Origin of the sequence: Brevundimonas sp. DC300-4 (genome assembly GCF_049897365.1) — a bacterium.
Classification (GTDB): domain Bacteria; phylum Pseudomonadota; class Alphaproteobacteria; order Caulobacterales; family Caulobacteraceae; genus Brevundimonas.
In genome coordinates, this window is the sequence record NZ_JAFCWC010000001.1 from 567434 (window position 1) to 582097 (window position 14664).

A 14664-nucleotide genomic window follows, 5' to 3' on the forward strand; every position below is an offset into this window, starting at 1 on the left:
TTCTGTCGCTGATCGTCCGACTTGCCTTGCGTCACCCGGGAATGATCGTCCTCGGTGCATTGCTGTTGCTGGCGTTCGGCGTCGTGACCGTCGGCTCTGCGCGATACGATGTCTTCCCCGAGTTCGTGCCGCCCCAGGCCACGGTGCAGGCCGAGGCCCCGGGTCTGACACCGGAGCAGGTCGAAGCCCTGGTTACCCGCCCACTGGAGACGACGATCAACGGCTCCAACGGGGTCGCCACGGTCCGTTCGGAATCGATCCAGGGACTATCCGTCATCACCGTGATCTTTGCGGAGGGAAGCGACCCCTTTCGAGCCCGGCAGGTTCTCGCCGAAGCTCTGAGCGAGGCCGCCGGCCGACTGCCTGCCGGGGTGTCGGCCCCCAAGCTCAGCCCCTTGACCTCCTCGACCATGGATCTGCTGAAGATCGGGTTCGTCAGTGACACCCTGAGCCCGATGGCCCTGCGGGATCTGGTGCAGTGGACGGTGCGTCCTCGCCTCCTTGCGACCGCCGGGGTCGCCCGGGCGACGGTCTTCGGTGGCGAGCTCCGCAGGATCGAGGTGCTGGTGCGCCCCGACGATCTCGCCGCTCGCGACATTCCCTTGTCCGATGTTCAGAGCGCGGTTCAGGCAGCGGCGGCCGTCCGAGGGGGTGGGTTTTCCGAAACGGCGACCCAACGAATCCTAATCGAACCCACCAGCGGCGCGGTGACACCGCAAAGCCTGTCGGGAGCGGTCCTCCCGGCGGCGACAGGGCTGCCGGTTCGCATAGGAGACGTCGCCGACGTCGTGGAAGCACCATCGCCACGCTTTGGCGACGCCAGTGTGATGGGTCGGCCTGGCGTTCTGGTGTCGCTTGCGAGCCAGTATGGCGCCAACACCTTACAGGCCACACGCGCTGTCGAAGCGACCATTGCCGACCTCCGCCCCGGGTTGGAAGCGCAGGGCGTCACCCTCTACCCAGCCCTGCACCGTCCCGCCAACTTCATCGACGCCGCGCTTGGCGGCATTCGCACGGATCTGCTGATCGGCGCGGCGCTGATCGGTCTGATCCTGATGGCCTTCCTGCGCGATCTGCGGGTCGCCTTCATCGCCTTCGTTTCGATCCCCCTGTCGCTGCTGGCCGCCCTGATCGTGCTGGACCGCATGGGTCAGACGATCAACACCATGACCCTGGGCGGATTGGCGGTCGCGTTGGGCGTGGTGATCGACGATGCCATCGTGGGGGTGGAGAACATCGTGCGGCGTCTGCGCGATGCAGGACCGGAAATGGATCGACAGTCAGTTATCGAAGCCGCGTCGGTCGAGGTCCGGGCGCCCGTCGTCTATGCGACCTCCGTTCTGGCGCTGACCATCGCGCCGATCCTGTTCCTGACCGGTCTGCAAGGCTCCTTTTTCGGACCGCTCGCGTTCGCCTTCCTGCTGGCCACGCTCGCATCGCTGGCCGTCGCCGTGACCGTGACGCCGGCGCTGTCGCTGCTCTTTCTGCGTCGTGTCAGGCTGCATGAAGAGCCGCGCTACATCACCCGTCTGAAGGACGCCCATGCGCGTCTTCTGAACCCCATCTGCGCGCGCCCCCGTGCCGTTGCCCTGGGAACCCTCGGCGTCGGTGTGATGTCGCTATTGGCCTTCCTGGCATTCGGCTCGGAGCTTCTGCCATCGTTTCGGGAGGGCCATTATGTCCTCAAGATCACCCTGCCGCCCGAACTGCTCCGCGACCCTGAGAGCCTCGGCGGTGTGCTGGTTCGCTCGATGACGACGGCCGTTCCCCTGTCGCAGATCGCAACCTTGCGAACGGTGGATGCCAGAACGTCGATCAATCACGAGGCAGGCCAGCGTCGCCAGGTCGTAACGGTTCACCCGACGCGCGCCGATGTCTCGGGCTTCGTGCGCGATGCCAAGGCCCGCATCGCCGCCGACGTGACCCTGCCGCCCGGTGTGTCGCTCCAGTTCTCCGGCGTGGCCGAAGGTCCGCTTCGGAAACACCATTGGCAGATTGCCCCGGTCCCGCTTTAAATGATGGATGAGAAAAACTCAGCTTATGGGCCGTCTCGCCGCCGAATATCCGCATCTCGGCACGGAGGGGGCGCGGCGAGTAGTTGAGACGATCTTGGGCAACATCGAAACCGCCCTAGGTCAAGGTAGGCGGATCGAACTGCGAGGCTTTGGGATATTCACCCCACGTATCGTTGCTGAGCGACCGGCGAGGAACCCACGGTCGGGGGAGGCAGTCATCGCGCCAGCCGCCACGAGCACAACTTTTCGAGCGGGAAAGCGACTCAACGAGCGTCTGAACCGATCAGTCAACTTTGATTGACGGCTATCCGCCTTCCTAGCAGTGTTTTCTCAAAGCCTGTCCGCTTCCGGATCGGATGTCGCTGACCGTTTCCGACCCTGGGGAGAACTCCACAACGTCTGCTTGGCGAACAAACTCGGTCATTCCCTGGGTGCCTGTTTCGTGCCGCATCAACCCAAAATGATGCGCGCCACAAGGCCTGCCGCAAACACGACCAATGCCACGATGACAACCACCGCGATCGAGCGTGGTGCAACACGGCGCGCAGGTGGGACGGCAGGCCAAAACAGGTTCTGTCGCTCAAGCTTGATCGGCATCTCTGTACCTTAGGCTGGCCAACCTTCCTAACAAGTCTCGCTGGTCAACGCTGTTCGCCCTGCCCGTTCTGCGCCCACGAAACACTCTACGTGAGAGACACCAATGGGTCACGGTTGCAGGTTTTTCGCGAACTACCCCGCCTTCACCAGTACCCCGTCCACCGGCTGAACCACGCCGTTCGACACCACCGTCTCCTCGCCCGTCAACCGCGCGGTCGCGCCGTCGGCAGCGGTCACCACCACTGCGTCGCCGTCCTTGGAGAAGGTCAGCAGACCGTCGGCCATGGTCCGCATCTGGACGCCGCCGCCACCGCTGCGCTCGATGGCGGCCATGATGTCGGCGCGGGTAAGGGCACCCGGCACGATGTGGGCGCGCAACAGGGCGGCGCTCTGGGCCTTCATTGCCTCGCCCGCCAGGTCCGCGCCCGCCGTGCCAAGCGCGGCATTCGCCGGAGCGAAGACCGTATAGGGGCCCTTGCCCTCGAGAACGTCGGACAGGCCTGCGTTCTTGACCACCCCTTCCAGCGTGTCGAGGTCGCCCTCGTCGCCGATGGCGGCCGCCAGCGTCTTCGAGGACGGCGCCGGCGTCGCGCCGTCTCCACCTTCGGCCTTGTCGGCCTCGCCGCCACAGGCGGCGAGGCTCAGGACCATGAGGGGCGCGAGCGCCCACAGTCTTTGATTGCGCATCGGTCCCTCAGGTCAAAAGCTGGATGACGGCCCGCACCAGCTGTGTGGTGGGGTCGACCTGGTACACGGAGCCGTCGTTGTAGCGGTACTGGCTCTGGGCGCTGTCGGCGTACTGGTTCCGATAAGCATAGGGCACGTTGTAGACGTCGTAGCCGGCGGGCAGACGCTGGCCGACGTTGAACTGCTGACCGGTCAGCAGGGCGGCGACCTGGCCAATCGAAGAGGTCTGCGGATCGACGCGGTACAGCACTCCGTCGGCATAACGATACTGCGCCCCGTCGTTCAGGCCGTAGTATCGCGACAGCGACTGCGGCGGCTGCTGATAGGCGTACTGGCTGGGCCAGGTGTTGCCCGGCGACAAGATGCCGCCCAGCACGGGCAGATAGCCCAGCAGCCCGCCCTGGGGCGTGGTCCGGTAGACGTAGCCGTCGCGATACTGATAGTCGCCGTCGCCGCCCAGCGTGCGCCACAGATAGTTGTAGCGGTTGTACGGATCCTGGGCCCGTTCGATCTGACGCGCCTGTCCCGGCGGCAGACAGCCGTTGTCACGCTTGGCCAGCCCCGGCGGGCACCCGTTCATCAGCCCGCGATTGGCCTCACGACGCAGGAGGACCACGCCGTTGTCGACCGTGACCCGTTGTTCGACCTTGCGGCGGACGTCGCGTTCCATCCGGTCCTGACCGCGCGCCATATCGCGGGCGACGTCGGGGATACGGGCCTCAACTTGCCGCTCCATGCGGTCGTTGCCGCGGCCGTTATCGCCGCCCCGGTTGTCGTTGCCGCCGCCCCGGTTTGCATTTCCGCCACCGTTGCCGTTGCGGCGTTCCTGCTGGGCGTTGTCGCCCCCGCCATTGCCGTTGCCCCGGCCATTACCGTTGCCATTACCGTTGCCATTACCGTTGCCATTCTGGGCCATAGCGGCACCCGAGATGGCCAGGGTCAGCGCCAGCGCGCTCGTCAGGGTGATTGATCGTTTCATTGCCAGACTCCTCGTCTGGAAGACCTAACGACCACAAACCTTCGCTGTTCCGCCGCTGCCATCGGCACCGTTGTCAGGGTATCTGAAGCGAAGGTCCGCTGACGTGACCCCCTGAAACTCCTCCAGGAATAGCTAGAGTCCGCCCCTCGAAAGGACGGACAGAATGAAGCGATCACGGTTCACGGAAGAGCAGATCATCGGGATCCTGCGCGAGCAGGAGACGGGTGTCCCGGTGGCGGACCTGTGCAGGAAGCACGGGCTCAGCTCGCCGACGTTTTACAAGTGGAAGGCCAAGTTCGGCGGCATGGATGTGTCGGAAGCCCGGCAGCTGAAGACGCTTGAGGACGAGAACGCCAAGCTGAAGCGGTTGCTGGCGGATGCGATGCTGGACAACGTCGCGCTGAAGGATCTGCTGGGAAAAAAGTGGTGACGCCCGCCGCGCATCGAGAGGCTGTGGCGCACCTGCGATCGGTCTACGAGATGAGCGAGCGGCGGGCGTGCCGGGTTCTGGGCGTCGATCGTGCGAGCGTGCGCTACCAGGCCACGCAACCGGACGACGGCGCCTTGCGGGATCGGCTGAAGGCGCTGGCCCAGGAGCGGCGGCGGTTCGGCTATCGCCGTCTGCACGTGATGCTTCGGCGCGAGGGACATGCCGTTAACAGGAAGCGGGTCCAGCGGATTTACCGCGAGGAGAAGCTGATGGTGCGCCGGCGCGGTGGACGCAAACGCGCCATGGGCACGCGGCGTCCGCTGGAGGTTCCCCTGGTGGCCAACCAGCGCTGGTCGCTGGACTTCGTGTCCGACCAGATGACCGACGGGCGGCGGTTCCGGATCCTGACGGTGATCGACAACTGCACCCGCGAGTGCCTCGGGCTCGTCGCAGACACCTCGCTGTCGGGTCGGCGGGTGGCGCGAGAGCTGGACGCCATCATGCTCCGGCGCGGACGACCGGACACGGTCATCAGTGACAACGGGACGGAATACACATCCAACGCCATCTCCGTCGCATTGTCGAAGCGTTCGTAGCTGACAAGCGCGCACTCCAGAAATCTTGTCTGGTGCGGGTGACGGCCGGCGTGGTTGATGACGAAATTGCCGCCCAGGACCGGATGGGACGGGCTCCCGATCTGACAGATTATTTCGCCGGCTTCTTGGATGTTCGAAGGACGAGAACCGACGGCGAACTGAATAGGAAGCTTTCGGAGGCCTTGCGGGAGGTGTTTGTCGAACGTCGGGCTGACCTGCCGGGCCAAGATGCCAGTGCTGCCTTGCGAACTGCGAAAAACGCTTTGAGCCAACGCCAGCGGATCGACAATGCTGCTGTTCAGGAAGCCGTGCTGGTCGCTGCCGGAGACCCGCAAGACGACGACCTCAGGAGAGCGTTTGAATCGACAACGACGCGCAAACTGAGGACAGCCAAGCTGACCGGAGTCGAGTTTGAGCCGGATGCCACGATGCTTCGCCGGCCAGCACGCAAGCGGATTCAGACTGTCGAAGGGGTGACCATCGAATATCCAACAGACCTTGAAGGCGTTCGTGTAAGGCAGCAGCCTAACTCAGCTGGTGGTCGAACGATCGTGATCGAAACCGCGCGCGTTGAGGACGAGGGTCCTGTCCGTGATCGAACTCGCTAACCGCCTGGATGCGCTCGTCCTCCAGGACGATTTGTTCGTGGTCGAGACGCCGGAAACAGTAGCCCTCTCCGGGGCCAGCGCCGAGATCGCGCAGGAAATCGCTGCACACCTGCTCCGGTTGGGTTGGCAGTGCCAAGTCGAGGACAACGCCAATGAGATCGTCATGGGCGCACTCGACGCCGCATTCGAGCCCTATCGACTGCATGCGGCGAAGCCAGTCACACCCGGTCGGATCAGATTCCTAACAATCGCCGGTTTTAAGGACTGGCTATCTAGAGAACCAGCGGGACTCACGCAGGTCGTCGCCAATCTGTCGCCTTTCTCGACTGGTGCGTTCCGCCTGGGTGATTGGGCAGACATGGGCGAGCATCAGATTGCTCCGCCAACGAAATCTCCTCGCTCATTGGTTAGGGAAACCAGTGAGCAGAGGGTGACACCTGTTGATATTCGCCCTTGGATTTTGACCGTGGGCGAGACACCCGACTGGGACGACCCCACGTTTCGCGTCTGGCGCCGACAAGCCTCCAGGGAATGTCTTCGTGCCCTCGCGTCCGAGGTGGACAGCGGACTAGAGTTTCGATTCATGGGTTCGGCCTGCCTCAGAGTGACCGATACTGCACCGGATGAGGGAGACATCTCACCTGCCTCATTCACTGCACTACAACTCCTGACTCGCTGGGTTTATGAGAGTGAAAGCGACGCTGAAACGCGCTTCAGGCTGGTGAACCACGAGTTCGCGCGGCTCGGTCGAACCGGTCGTTCGACCTTCAAGGAGGTTTTGGATTATGCTGAAATCGCGCTAGAAGGCGCTCGGCTGGCTTTCCAATACAATCTCGCTCAAGTCAGCGCGGATAGCGCCAAGGCCCTTTCTGATCTGCGAAAATCCCTCTCGGATGAGACCGGTCGTCTCGCGGAAATGGTTCGCCAGTTGATCGGTGCCGTGGCCGGCGCAATCTTTGCCGGTATCGGGTTGATCGCGGCTCGGATAACCACCGAGACCCCCGCTCCAGCATTGTTGACTATGGGGGTGGTTCTGGGCGGCTATATAACCTTCATCATCCTTAACGGTTACAGGCAGATCGCTCTTCAGAGGGAACTGAGGTTAGAATGGCAGAAGCGCTTATACAGTTACATCTCCAATGAGGACTATCGGAGGATGGTCCTAAATCCCGCTGGTAAAGCCGAAGGTCACTTCACCGCCGCAGCTTGGGGTGGCGGCGTCATAACCGCCTTGGTTTTAGTCGCTCTTTGTCTTGCTGTTTGGACCAATTAGGCAACCAGGAACGACTTGGCGTCCGACATCCTGATTGGAAAGATCTCACCTTCCGGAAAGGAAAAACGGCAAGGATGACGACGCGGCCATGGTGGCGACGATGAGATTTCGATCCAGGTAGAGGTTCCTCGCTTCGCAGCTCGTTTCAGCGATCAATTGGCATCCGTGACACGCGGCGCCCAAAAGGCTGCGGTCGCCGCTACCCTCACCCGGGACATGGTCCGCGCAGACGGGATCAGAAGAACAGATCAGTTGCGATTCCAGCGCCTCGTCGAGGATCGATAGGATGCGCTGAGCGACGCCTGCGAGCCCGCCCAAAGACCCCTGCGCGCCCGGCGACGCCGTGTAGATCAGTATCCCGCACCGCTCCGGCGCGGCACCCCGATTCCCGGCGATGGCGTAGACGCGCTCTTTCAGAGAACTCGCCGGATAGCCGCAATCAAGGGCGATCTGCGTCAGCAATGAGTGCGACAGAGTGTGAAGCAGCACGTAGGCTATGCCCGGCGCGGGAGGGGCCTCACTCGTAGCCTTCCGGTCTCCCCACCACTTGTCATGCGCGACTTGGAGGGCCGTAGCCCGTTCCTTAACTTCGGGCCGTAACATCCATGATTGGATTTCGCGCTCGTCGAAATGCAGAAACAGGCCCTCGCCCAGCTGTTCAATGGCGGGCAGCCATGACGTCTCCTTCGCCAGGGGCGCGCCGCTCACCGCCAGTCGGATGTCTTCGAGTTCCCCGTCGTCCTGTGTCGGTGCTGGTTCCAGCCGCGTGAAGCCGTAAAGGGCCGACACCTCCCTCAGGCGGTGCACTGCGACGACGTTGCGAATGAAACGGCCGGTTGAGCGACCATCGTCCCAAGCCGCCCTGGGCAACGTCTCCGCATAGAATCGGGAAGTGGGTTCGTTGCGGCCGATCTGTGGATCGCCCTGCGCCAGCCGGTCGAACTCCGCCACCTTGATGGGGGCCTGCCCATCAGCAGCCGCACCTTCGCGAATCTGATTCAGGGCGGCGAGGATTTCATCGTCTCCGTAACCCTCGAAGGCCGCCTTAAATTGTTCGATCACCCTGAACGCCGCGATCTGCTGCGCGCTCGTCACCTGGGCCAGGAAGTTCATATTTGCCTGCACCAGGCGCCCCAATTCGGATTCGGCTTCGGGCAGGGAGATCACTGTGGCGACCTGCGGGAAGTAGGTGTTGGTCGCGGTCCGGATCAAAAGACTGACGTCGTGCGCCTCCTGGCACCCCTCATCGTCGCCGATGAGCCAGGGGCTGGAGCCCCGGCACTTCCCGAGGCGCCCGGGAGCCGAGGCCTGCACGAGCGAGATGGATTGGCCGCATTCGCAGGCGATCGTCACGTCACGGGGATCACCGCTGGTGCCCTGTTCTTCAAGCCAAAGGGGCTGCCGGCACTTGACCCCGTCCGCGTGAACGATGCCGCTCCAGTTCAAATCTTGGAGGTGGCCAGAGGGACAGGCACCGACGAAACGAATGGGCGTGACACTGACCTTCTTGCCCGTTGTCTGGCTGACGTAGGCCTTGCGGTTGCCGGCGGCGTCGAGACGGCTCCAAGGGACCAATTGACGCCCACGACCTTCGCGTCCGCCGGAGGTGAAGGCTTCGACCTGCTCGCTCACGAACCATGTCGGAAAGACGGTTGCCGCCACGCCCGGCGGAATCCCGTGGGTTCTTGGCGGCAGCGGCGGCGTGCGCAGTGTGAGGGTTTGCTCCGGGTCAATCTCAGTGCGCTGCTGAAGGAGTGCTTGCAACTTCAGCGACAAGCGCGGCTCGTCGATCAGTTTCCAGCCGCCCTCGCGCATTTCCCAGCGTTCTAGGCCGCCGATGATGACCGAGCGGTCGGGCAGATCGACCATGGCGCCGGGGCCGAACAGCCCCACCAGCTGGCTCAGGCGAACTTCATCCTTGCTCATGCCGGGTCACCACCGATCGAATTGCCGTAGGGGTCTTTGATCTTCAATGGCACGGGCGGCTCGACGTCGCGCATGGAGCGGCCGGCCCGGAATTTCCGATGGTCCGCGTCCAGATCGTCCACGCCCTTCCCTAGCACCTCCTGCAACAGACGTCCTTCGGCCGGAGCCTTCGAATAGACGAAGCCCTGCCCCCCGACGGTCTGCTTCTCCACCGTGTCGAGCCAGGCTTTCAGGATGGCGTCGATCTGCGCGCCCAAAGCCTCCTTGCCGCCGGCAATGGCGGCGGCGGGAGCACGGGCCAGGAGCACCTCCCTGACGGACACCTGAAGGTCCGGGCGGTCCGCGAGCGTGCGAACAGCACCCTCGGGCGTCATCTCATCGTCCATGTGCCGGAGGATCGCGACGACGACCGCCGCCAATGACCGATCCAGGGCCCGCGCCGCCCAAGGGGTGACGCTGGTCGCCTCCACAGCCCGATAGAAGCTGGTGTGGTAGGCGGTGAACTGCTCGAAATGGGCCCGGTCGCGCGGTTTGTGCAGGTTTAGGATAACCGCGATGAGGCCTGGCTTGGTCGGGACGCGGCCGACCCGGCTGGTAGCCTGGATGTATTCGGCGGCGCCCTTGGGTTGGCCCTGGACAACCATGAGGCCGAGGCGGGTGATGTCGAGGCCGACCGAGATCATGTTGGTGGCCAGGGCGACGTCGATGGAATGCGCGCCACCACCAAATGCCGCTTCGAGCCGCCGCTTGGCTTCGGCGACCTGATCGGTGGACACGCGCGAGGTCAGTTCCAGCGGCTCGTCGATGCGCCGGTTCGCGAACTCGGGCTCAGTCGGGTCGAGGCGACGACGCTTGTCGCCATAATCCAGCACCTGGGGCGCCACCTCGACGGCCGCTTGGCGTGGCTTCCTGATCCAGTCCACCCGGCGCGGCTCCTCGCCGCCCTCACTCTTCAGGATGGCGGGCGGAACCGGCGGCTCGGTGACGTAGTCGCCCCAGGTCACCCGCACGTCGAGGGCAGTCACATCCGGATCGACCAGAACAGTCAGGCCGATGGAGGCGGGGAAAAAACGGCGATGGCCGGTCGGCGCTTCGCCGATCTCGTCCTCGGAGCCCGCCTCGCCGGGCGCCAGCGGGTTGTCGCCGTCCTCGTCGGCGAACAGATCGCTGTCGTCAGCGACGGCCGCCTCACCCTCGGCGTCGACGGCGGCGGCTTCGTCCTGATCCGGGGCGATGAAGCCGGCCAGATACCAGGACGAGGGCTTTTCGCTCAGCCTCTCGCGATGCAGGTCGGCGTCTTCCGCGCCGTCAGGCTCGGGCCCGATCAAATCGCGACGCAGGGCGCGGACCAGACTTGCGCGAACTTGGATTGAACTGATCGACACTATCGCCCCCTCACCCCCTGTCTTCGCCGTTAGGCGGCAAGGAGAGCCGTGACCCTAAGGTCCAAATCCTTGGAGCGCGCCCGAATTTTCGCGCATCCCACATTCGGCGCACAGTCGCGGTGGTCAGCGCCTGTATTCAGCTGACAGTGATGCCGATTCCACTGCGTGCCGGAGGGACCCTGCGCCTGCCGCTCGAGATCAAAACCCTCTTTGCCGAGTGGCTGGCCGACGCCCGCCCGGACCGCGCCGCCCGCGTCATGTCCCTCATCCGCCAGACGCGCGGCGGCAAGGACTACGACGCCGACTGGTCCCAGCGGATGAAGGGCACCGGCCCGGTCGCCGAGCTGATCTCGGCCCGCTTCAAGGCGGCGGTCAAACGCTACGGCCTCGACGGGCCAAGGCACGAGCTGGACGTGACGAAATTCCGGGTCCCGGCCGACGCCCGGGCGCAGCTGGAGCTGTTCGGCTGACTTTCGTCATCCTCCGGCAAGCCGCCGCTTGGCGGCGCAGACCGGGGGACCCAGCGGCGCGCGAGAGCGCGAACCTGTCGCGCGCTCCGTTCTCGAAACATTGTGCCTGAACAGATCGCCTTCGGCGCCGCTGGGTCCCCCGATCTCGCTGCGCTCGCCGGAGGATGACGAAAGAGAGGGACAGGTCGCAACGGAATATTTTCTTATACGGACCTTGATCACCGACCTTTGCCGCCCATCTGTGTTCGTTCTTCGGGTCTTTGACATGCCTGGATTGCGACAGCCCATCTGTCCTGCGTCGCCATGAAACGCACGGACGCACTCACGGCATGTCAGACATGTGCTACCAGGACTTCGCCGCAAATATCTGCAATAAAGAGCTTTCTCAAAATTGCACTTCTTGGACTCTGTTTTTTCAGAGCCCAACGACCGATGGACGCGGCTCACCTCCGTCGGCACCCTGACCCAATGTGCGATTCCCTCTGCCCCCGGACCTGAGCCCATGCGCGGCTTCTACGAGTTCTTCGCCGGCGGAGGCATGGTCCGCGCCGGTCTCGGCGCCGGCTGGGACTGTCTGTTCGCCAACGACTTCGACGCTCGCAAGGGTCTGACCTATCAGGCCAACTGGGGCACGGCCGGCGAGCTGACCGTCGGCGACATCCGCGCCCTCGACGCAGCCGCTCTCCCCGGCCGCCCCGACCTCGTCTGGGGCAGCTTCCCCTGCCAAGACCTGTCGCTGGCCGGAAACGGAGCCGGCCTCGCCGGAGAGCGGTCAGGGACCTTCTACGCCTTCTGGGACCTCGTCCGCGGTCTGGCGGCCGAGGGCCGCGCGCCGCGTCTCGTCGCCGTCGAGAACGTCTGCGGCGCCCTCACCTCGCGCGGCGGCGCCGACTTTGAGGCCATGTGCAGGACCTTCGCCGGGGCCAGCTACCGCTTCGGCGCCCTGGTCATCAACGCCGACCGGTTCACGCCTCAGTCCCGCCCTCGCCTTTTCGTCGTCGGCATCCACGCCGGCGCCGACATCGCCCCGGACCTGACCGCGCCCGGCCCCATCGCCCCCTTCCACACCCCGGCCGTGGTCCGCGCCGTGGAGCGCCTGCCCGACGACCTCCGCGATCAGGCCTTGTGGTGGAACCTGCCCTCGCCGGAGCGCCGCGCCTCCACCTTCGCCGACCTCATCGAGGACCAGCCAGACAGCGTGGCCTGGCATACCCCCGCTGAGACCAACCGCCTCCTGTCCCTCATGTCGCCGGTCAACCGCGCCAAGGTCCAGGCCGCCCAACGCGCCGGGCGCCGGATGGTCGGGGGCGTCTACCGCCGCACCCGCACCGACGCCTCGGGCCATAAGGCCCAGCGCGCCGAGGTCCGCTTCGACGATGTCGCCGGCTGCCTGCGCACCCCTTCGGGAGGGTCCAGCCGCCAGACCATCCTCGTCATCGACGGCCCCTGCATCCGCTCCCGCCTGATTTCGGCGCGCGAGACCGCCAGGCTCATGGGTCTGCCCGACAGCTACGTCCTGCCCCGCAGCTACACGGACGCCTACCACCTCACCGGCGACGGCGTCGTCGTCCCGGTGGCCCGCCACCTCGCCCGGTATCTGTTCGAGCCACTGGTCGGGTCGTCAGCGGCCGCCAGCAAGGCCGCCTAGCGCCGGAAGACGCCAACCAGTTCGACGTGGGCCGACCACAGGAACTGGTCAACCGGCGTGACCGTCTCCAGCCGGAACCCGGCGTCGATCAGCACCCTGGCGTCCCGCGCGAAGGTCTGCGGATTGCACGACACCCCGACCACGACCGAGGCCTTCGTGTCCTTGACCTGGGCCGTCTGGTCGATGGCCCCGGCCCGGGGCGGGTCGAACACGATCGCCTCGCAGCCCTTGAGGTCATAGGGCGACAGCGGCCGCCGGAACAGGTCGCGCGCCTCCGCCGTGATGGGCTTCATCCCCCTGGCTGAGCCGATCCCCTGTTTCAGCGCCGCGATCCCCGCCGCCGAGGCGTCCGCCGCCAGAACGCTCGCCACCGTCGCCAAGGGGAAGGTGAAGGTCCCGGTCCCGCAGAACAGGTCCGCCACCTTCCTGGCCCCCTTCACCGCCGCCACGGCCCGCTCGACCATCGCCGCCTCCGCCTCCGGCACAGCCTGCAGAAAGCCCCCGGTCGGCAGGGGCACGGTCGCCGGTCCGAACTGCACCCGGGGCTGGCGCGCCATCATCAGTGTCTCACCGGCCATGCTGAGCCGCGCGACATCCGCCTCCCGGGCCGCCCGGATCGCCTGCATCTGGCGGTCCGCCGACAGCCCGCCGGACTTCCGCTCGATCCCGGTTACATCGATGTCCAGCCCGTCCAGCGACCAGGTCACATGCAGGGTCGGGGCCGACTTCGGATGCTCCAGAAAAGCCGCCGCCACCTTCGCCAGAGCCGGAAAGGCCGCCACCAGCCGGGGATCCGCCACGGGACAGGTCGAGACCTCCACCAGCCGCCACGACTTCCTCGCCTTGAACCCCAGTACGACCCGCCCGTCCTTTAGCCGCCGCGCATGCAGAGCCAGCCGCCGCCGCGTCCCCGGCGGCACCGCCACCGTCGCCTCGACCTCGGTGTCGATCCGCTGCCTCGCCAGAGCCCCGACGACCTGATCCCGCTTCCAGTCCAGATAGGGCCCGCTCGCCCAGTGCTGCAGCGAACACCCGCCGCAGTCCCCGTAATGGGGCGACACCGGCGCGATCCGGTCCGGGCTGACCTCCAGGATCTCGGGAGCCTCCATCCGGCCATCGATCACCACACCACGTACCGTCTCGCCCGGCAGGGTCAGGGGCGCGAACACCGGCCCGCCCGGGGTCTCGGCCACGCCGTCCCCTTGCCCTGCCACCCGGGCGATCTTCAGCGTCATGGTCATCGGCGGCTTCTAGGCGGTCTGACGAAAATCCGAAACCTGAACGAAGATGAACGACCCGCTCAAAACGCGTTCAGGTTCGGTGGCCCATACGTGGATCCAACAAGACGCCGGACCTCCCCGGCGCCGTACAGGGGTTCTCTCTTATGACCGCCTTCGTGAAGTCCGCCGTCGCCGCCGCCGCTCTTGCCGCCGCCGCGACCCTCGTTCCCGCCGCCGCCTCGGCCCAATCCTATGGCTACGGCAACGGCTACAATCAGAACCAGGGCTACAACCAGTCCTACGGCTACAACGACCGGAATCAGGACCGTTGCCGGACCCTGGGTCAGGGCCGCACCGGCTCGGGCGCCCTGATCGGCGCAGGCATCGGCGCCGTGGCCGGCTCGCAGGTCGCTGCTCGCGGCAACCGCACCGAAGGCTCGATCATCGGCGGCGTTCTCGGCGCCATCGTCGGCGCCCAGGTCGGCCGCGCCTCCAACGACCAGTGCCGTCCGAACACCACTTACTCGCAGGCCCCGACCTACTACAGCCCGAACGACCGCTACAACGACCGGGCCTATTCGTCGAACCGGTACGACGACCGCGGCTATCGCGACGACTATCGCCGCGACGATCGTCGGGACAACCGTCGGGACGATCGCCGCTACGAGGGCGGCTACGAGGTTTCGGCCGACGGCCACTACTATTTCGATCCGCGCCGCGGCTGGCTGCCGCGCTGATCCAGGGCTTCGCGGCATCGATATTTTTCAGCCCCCCTGTCGATCGATGTCGCGACGGGCCGCCGGTGGAGCAATCCACCGGCGGTTTCTCTT

General features: G+C 65.4%; 12 protein-coding genes and 1 pseudogene. 8 read left to right on the plus strand and 5 right to left on the minus strand.

Annotated elements, in window-relative coordinates:
* Positions 1–11 precede the first annotated feature (11 nt).
* Both ACP7AZ_RS02910 and ACP7AZ_RS02915 read left to right on the plus strand, forming a co-directional pair.
* Positions 12–2015 carry an efflux RND transporter permease subunit gene (locus ACP7AZ_RS02910; RefSeq protein ID WP_426036080.1) on the plus strand — a complete coding sequence of 668 codons (2004 nt, stop codon included), beginning with the start codon at positions 12–14 and terminating at the stop codon, positions 2013–2015.
* Positions 2016–2022: 7 nt separating this feature from the next.
* Entirely contained in the window at positions 2023–2316 is a 294-nt protein-coding gene (locus ACP7AZ_RS02915; RefSeq protein ID WP_426035873.1) for an HU family DNA-binding protein, read from the plus strand.
* Positions 2317–2744: 428 nt separating this feature from the next.
* On the opposite strand, the gene ACP7AZ_RS02920 is transcribed toward ACP7AZ_RS02915, so the two are convergent.
* Positions 2745–3299 (minus strand): fasciclin domain-containing protein, encoded by a 555-nt coding sequence (locus ACP7AZ_RS02920; protein ID WP_426035875.1) that lies wholly within the window; start codon positions 3297–3299, stop codon positions 2745–2747.
* A gap of 7 nt (positions 3300–3306) precedes the next feature.
* Entirely contained in the window at positions 3307–4278 is a 972-nt protein-coding gene (locus ACP7AZ_RS02925) for a hypothetical protein (protein WP_426035877.1), read from the minus strand.
* Positions 4279–4441: 163 nt separating this feature from the next.
* Here ACP7AZ_RS02925 and ACP7AZ_RS02930 point away from each other — a divergent pair.
* From ACP7AZ_RS02930 to ACP7AZ_RS02940, 3 genes and pseudogenes are all read left to right on the plus strand, one after another.
* Positions 4442–5277, plus strand: a pseudogene (locus ACP7AZ_RS02930) (IS3 family transposase); the annotation flags it as partial.
* 59 nt (positions 5278–5336) lie between these two features.
* Positions 5337–5912, plus strand: coding sequence for a hypothetical protein (locus ACP7AZ_RS02935; RefSeq protein WP_426035879.1), 576 nt, complete (start codon positions 5337–5339; stop codon positions 5910–5912).
* Positions 5896–7185, plus strand: a complete 1290-nt coding sequence (locus tag ACP7AZ_RS02940; protein WP_426035881.1) for a hypothetical protein — start codon at positions 5896–5898, stop codon at positions 7183–7185. Before ACP7AZ_RS02935 ends, ACP7AZ_RS02940 begins: the two co-directional genes overlap by 17 nt.
* Positions 7186–7230: 45 nt before the next feature.
* On the opposite strand, the gene drmB is transcribed toward ACP7AZ_RS02940, so the two are convergent.
* Positions 7231–9111, minus strand: a complete 1881-nt coding sequence (gene drmB / locus ACP7AZ_RS02945) for a DrmB family protein (RefSeq protein ID WP_426035883.1) — start codon at positions 9109–9111, stop codon at positions 7231–7233.
* Complete coding sequence (locus ACP7AZ_RS02950) at positions 9108–10496, minus strand: helicase-related protein (protein WP_426035885.1); 1389 nt, start codon at positions 10494–10496, stop codon at positions 9108–9110. The genes drmB and ACP7AZ_RS02950 overlap by 4 nt, the downstream gene beginning before the upstream one ends.
* 149 nt (positions 10497–10645) lie before the next feature.
* Between ACP7AZ_RS02950 and ACP7AZ_RS02955 the strand changes: the two genes are divergently transcribed.
* A complete protein-coding gene (locus ACP7AZ_RS02955; protein WP_426035887.1) occupies positions 10646–10966 on the plus strand; it encodes a hypothetical protein in 321 nt (106 codons plus the stop codon).
* 502 nt (positions 10967–11468) lie between these two features.
* Positions 11469–12614 carry a DNA cytosine methyltransferase gene (locus ACP7AZ_RS02960; protein WP_426035889.1) on the plus strand — a complete coding sequence of 382 codons (1146 nt, stop codon included), beginning with the start codon at positions 11469–11471 and terminating at the stop codon, positions 12612–12614.
* On the opposite strand, the gene ACP7AZ_RS02965 is transcribed toward ACP7AZ_RS02960, so the two are convergent.
* The gene (locus ACP7AZ_RS02965; RefSeq protein WP_426036082.1) at positions 12611–13849 is read right to left on the minus strand and encodes a class I SAM-dependent RNA methyltransferase; all 1239 of its coding nucleotides are present in this window, start codon (positions 13847–13849) and stop codon (positions 12611–12613) included. The two genes, ACP7AZ_RS02960 and ACP7AZ_RS02965, sit on opposite strands and share 4 nt — an antisense overlap.
* Positions 13850–13998: 149 nt before the next feature.
* Between ACP7AZ_RS02965 and ACP7AZ_RS02970 the strand changes: the two genes are divergently transcribed.
* Entirely contained in the window at positions 13999–14571 is a 573-nt protein-coding gene (locus tag ACP7AZ_RS02970; RefSeq protein WP_426035891.1) for a glycine zipper 2TM domain-containing protein, read from the plus strand.
* Positions 14572–14664 lie beyond the last annotated feature (93 nt).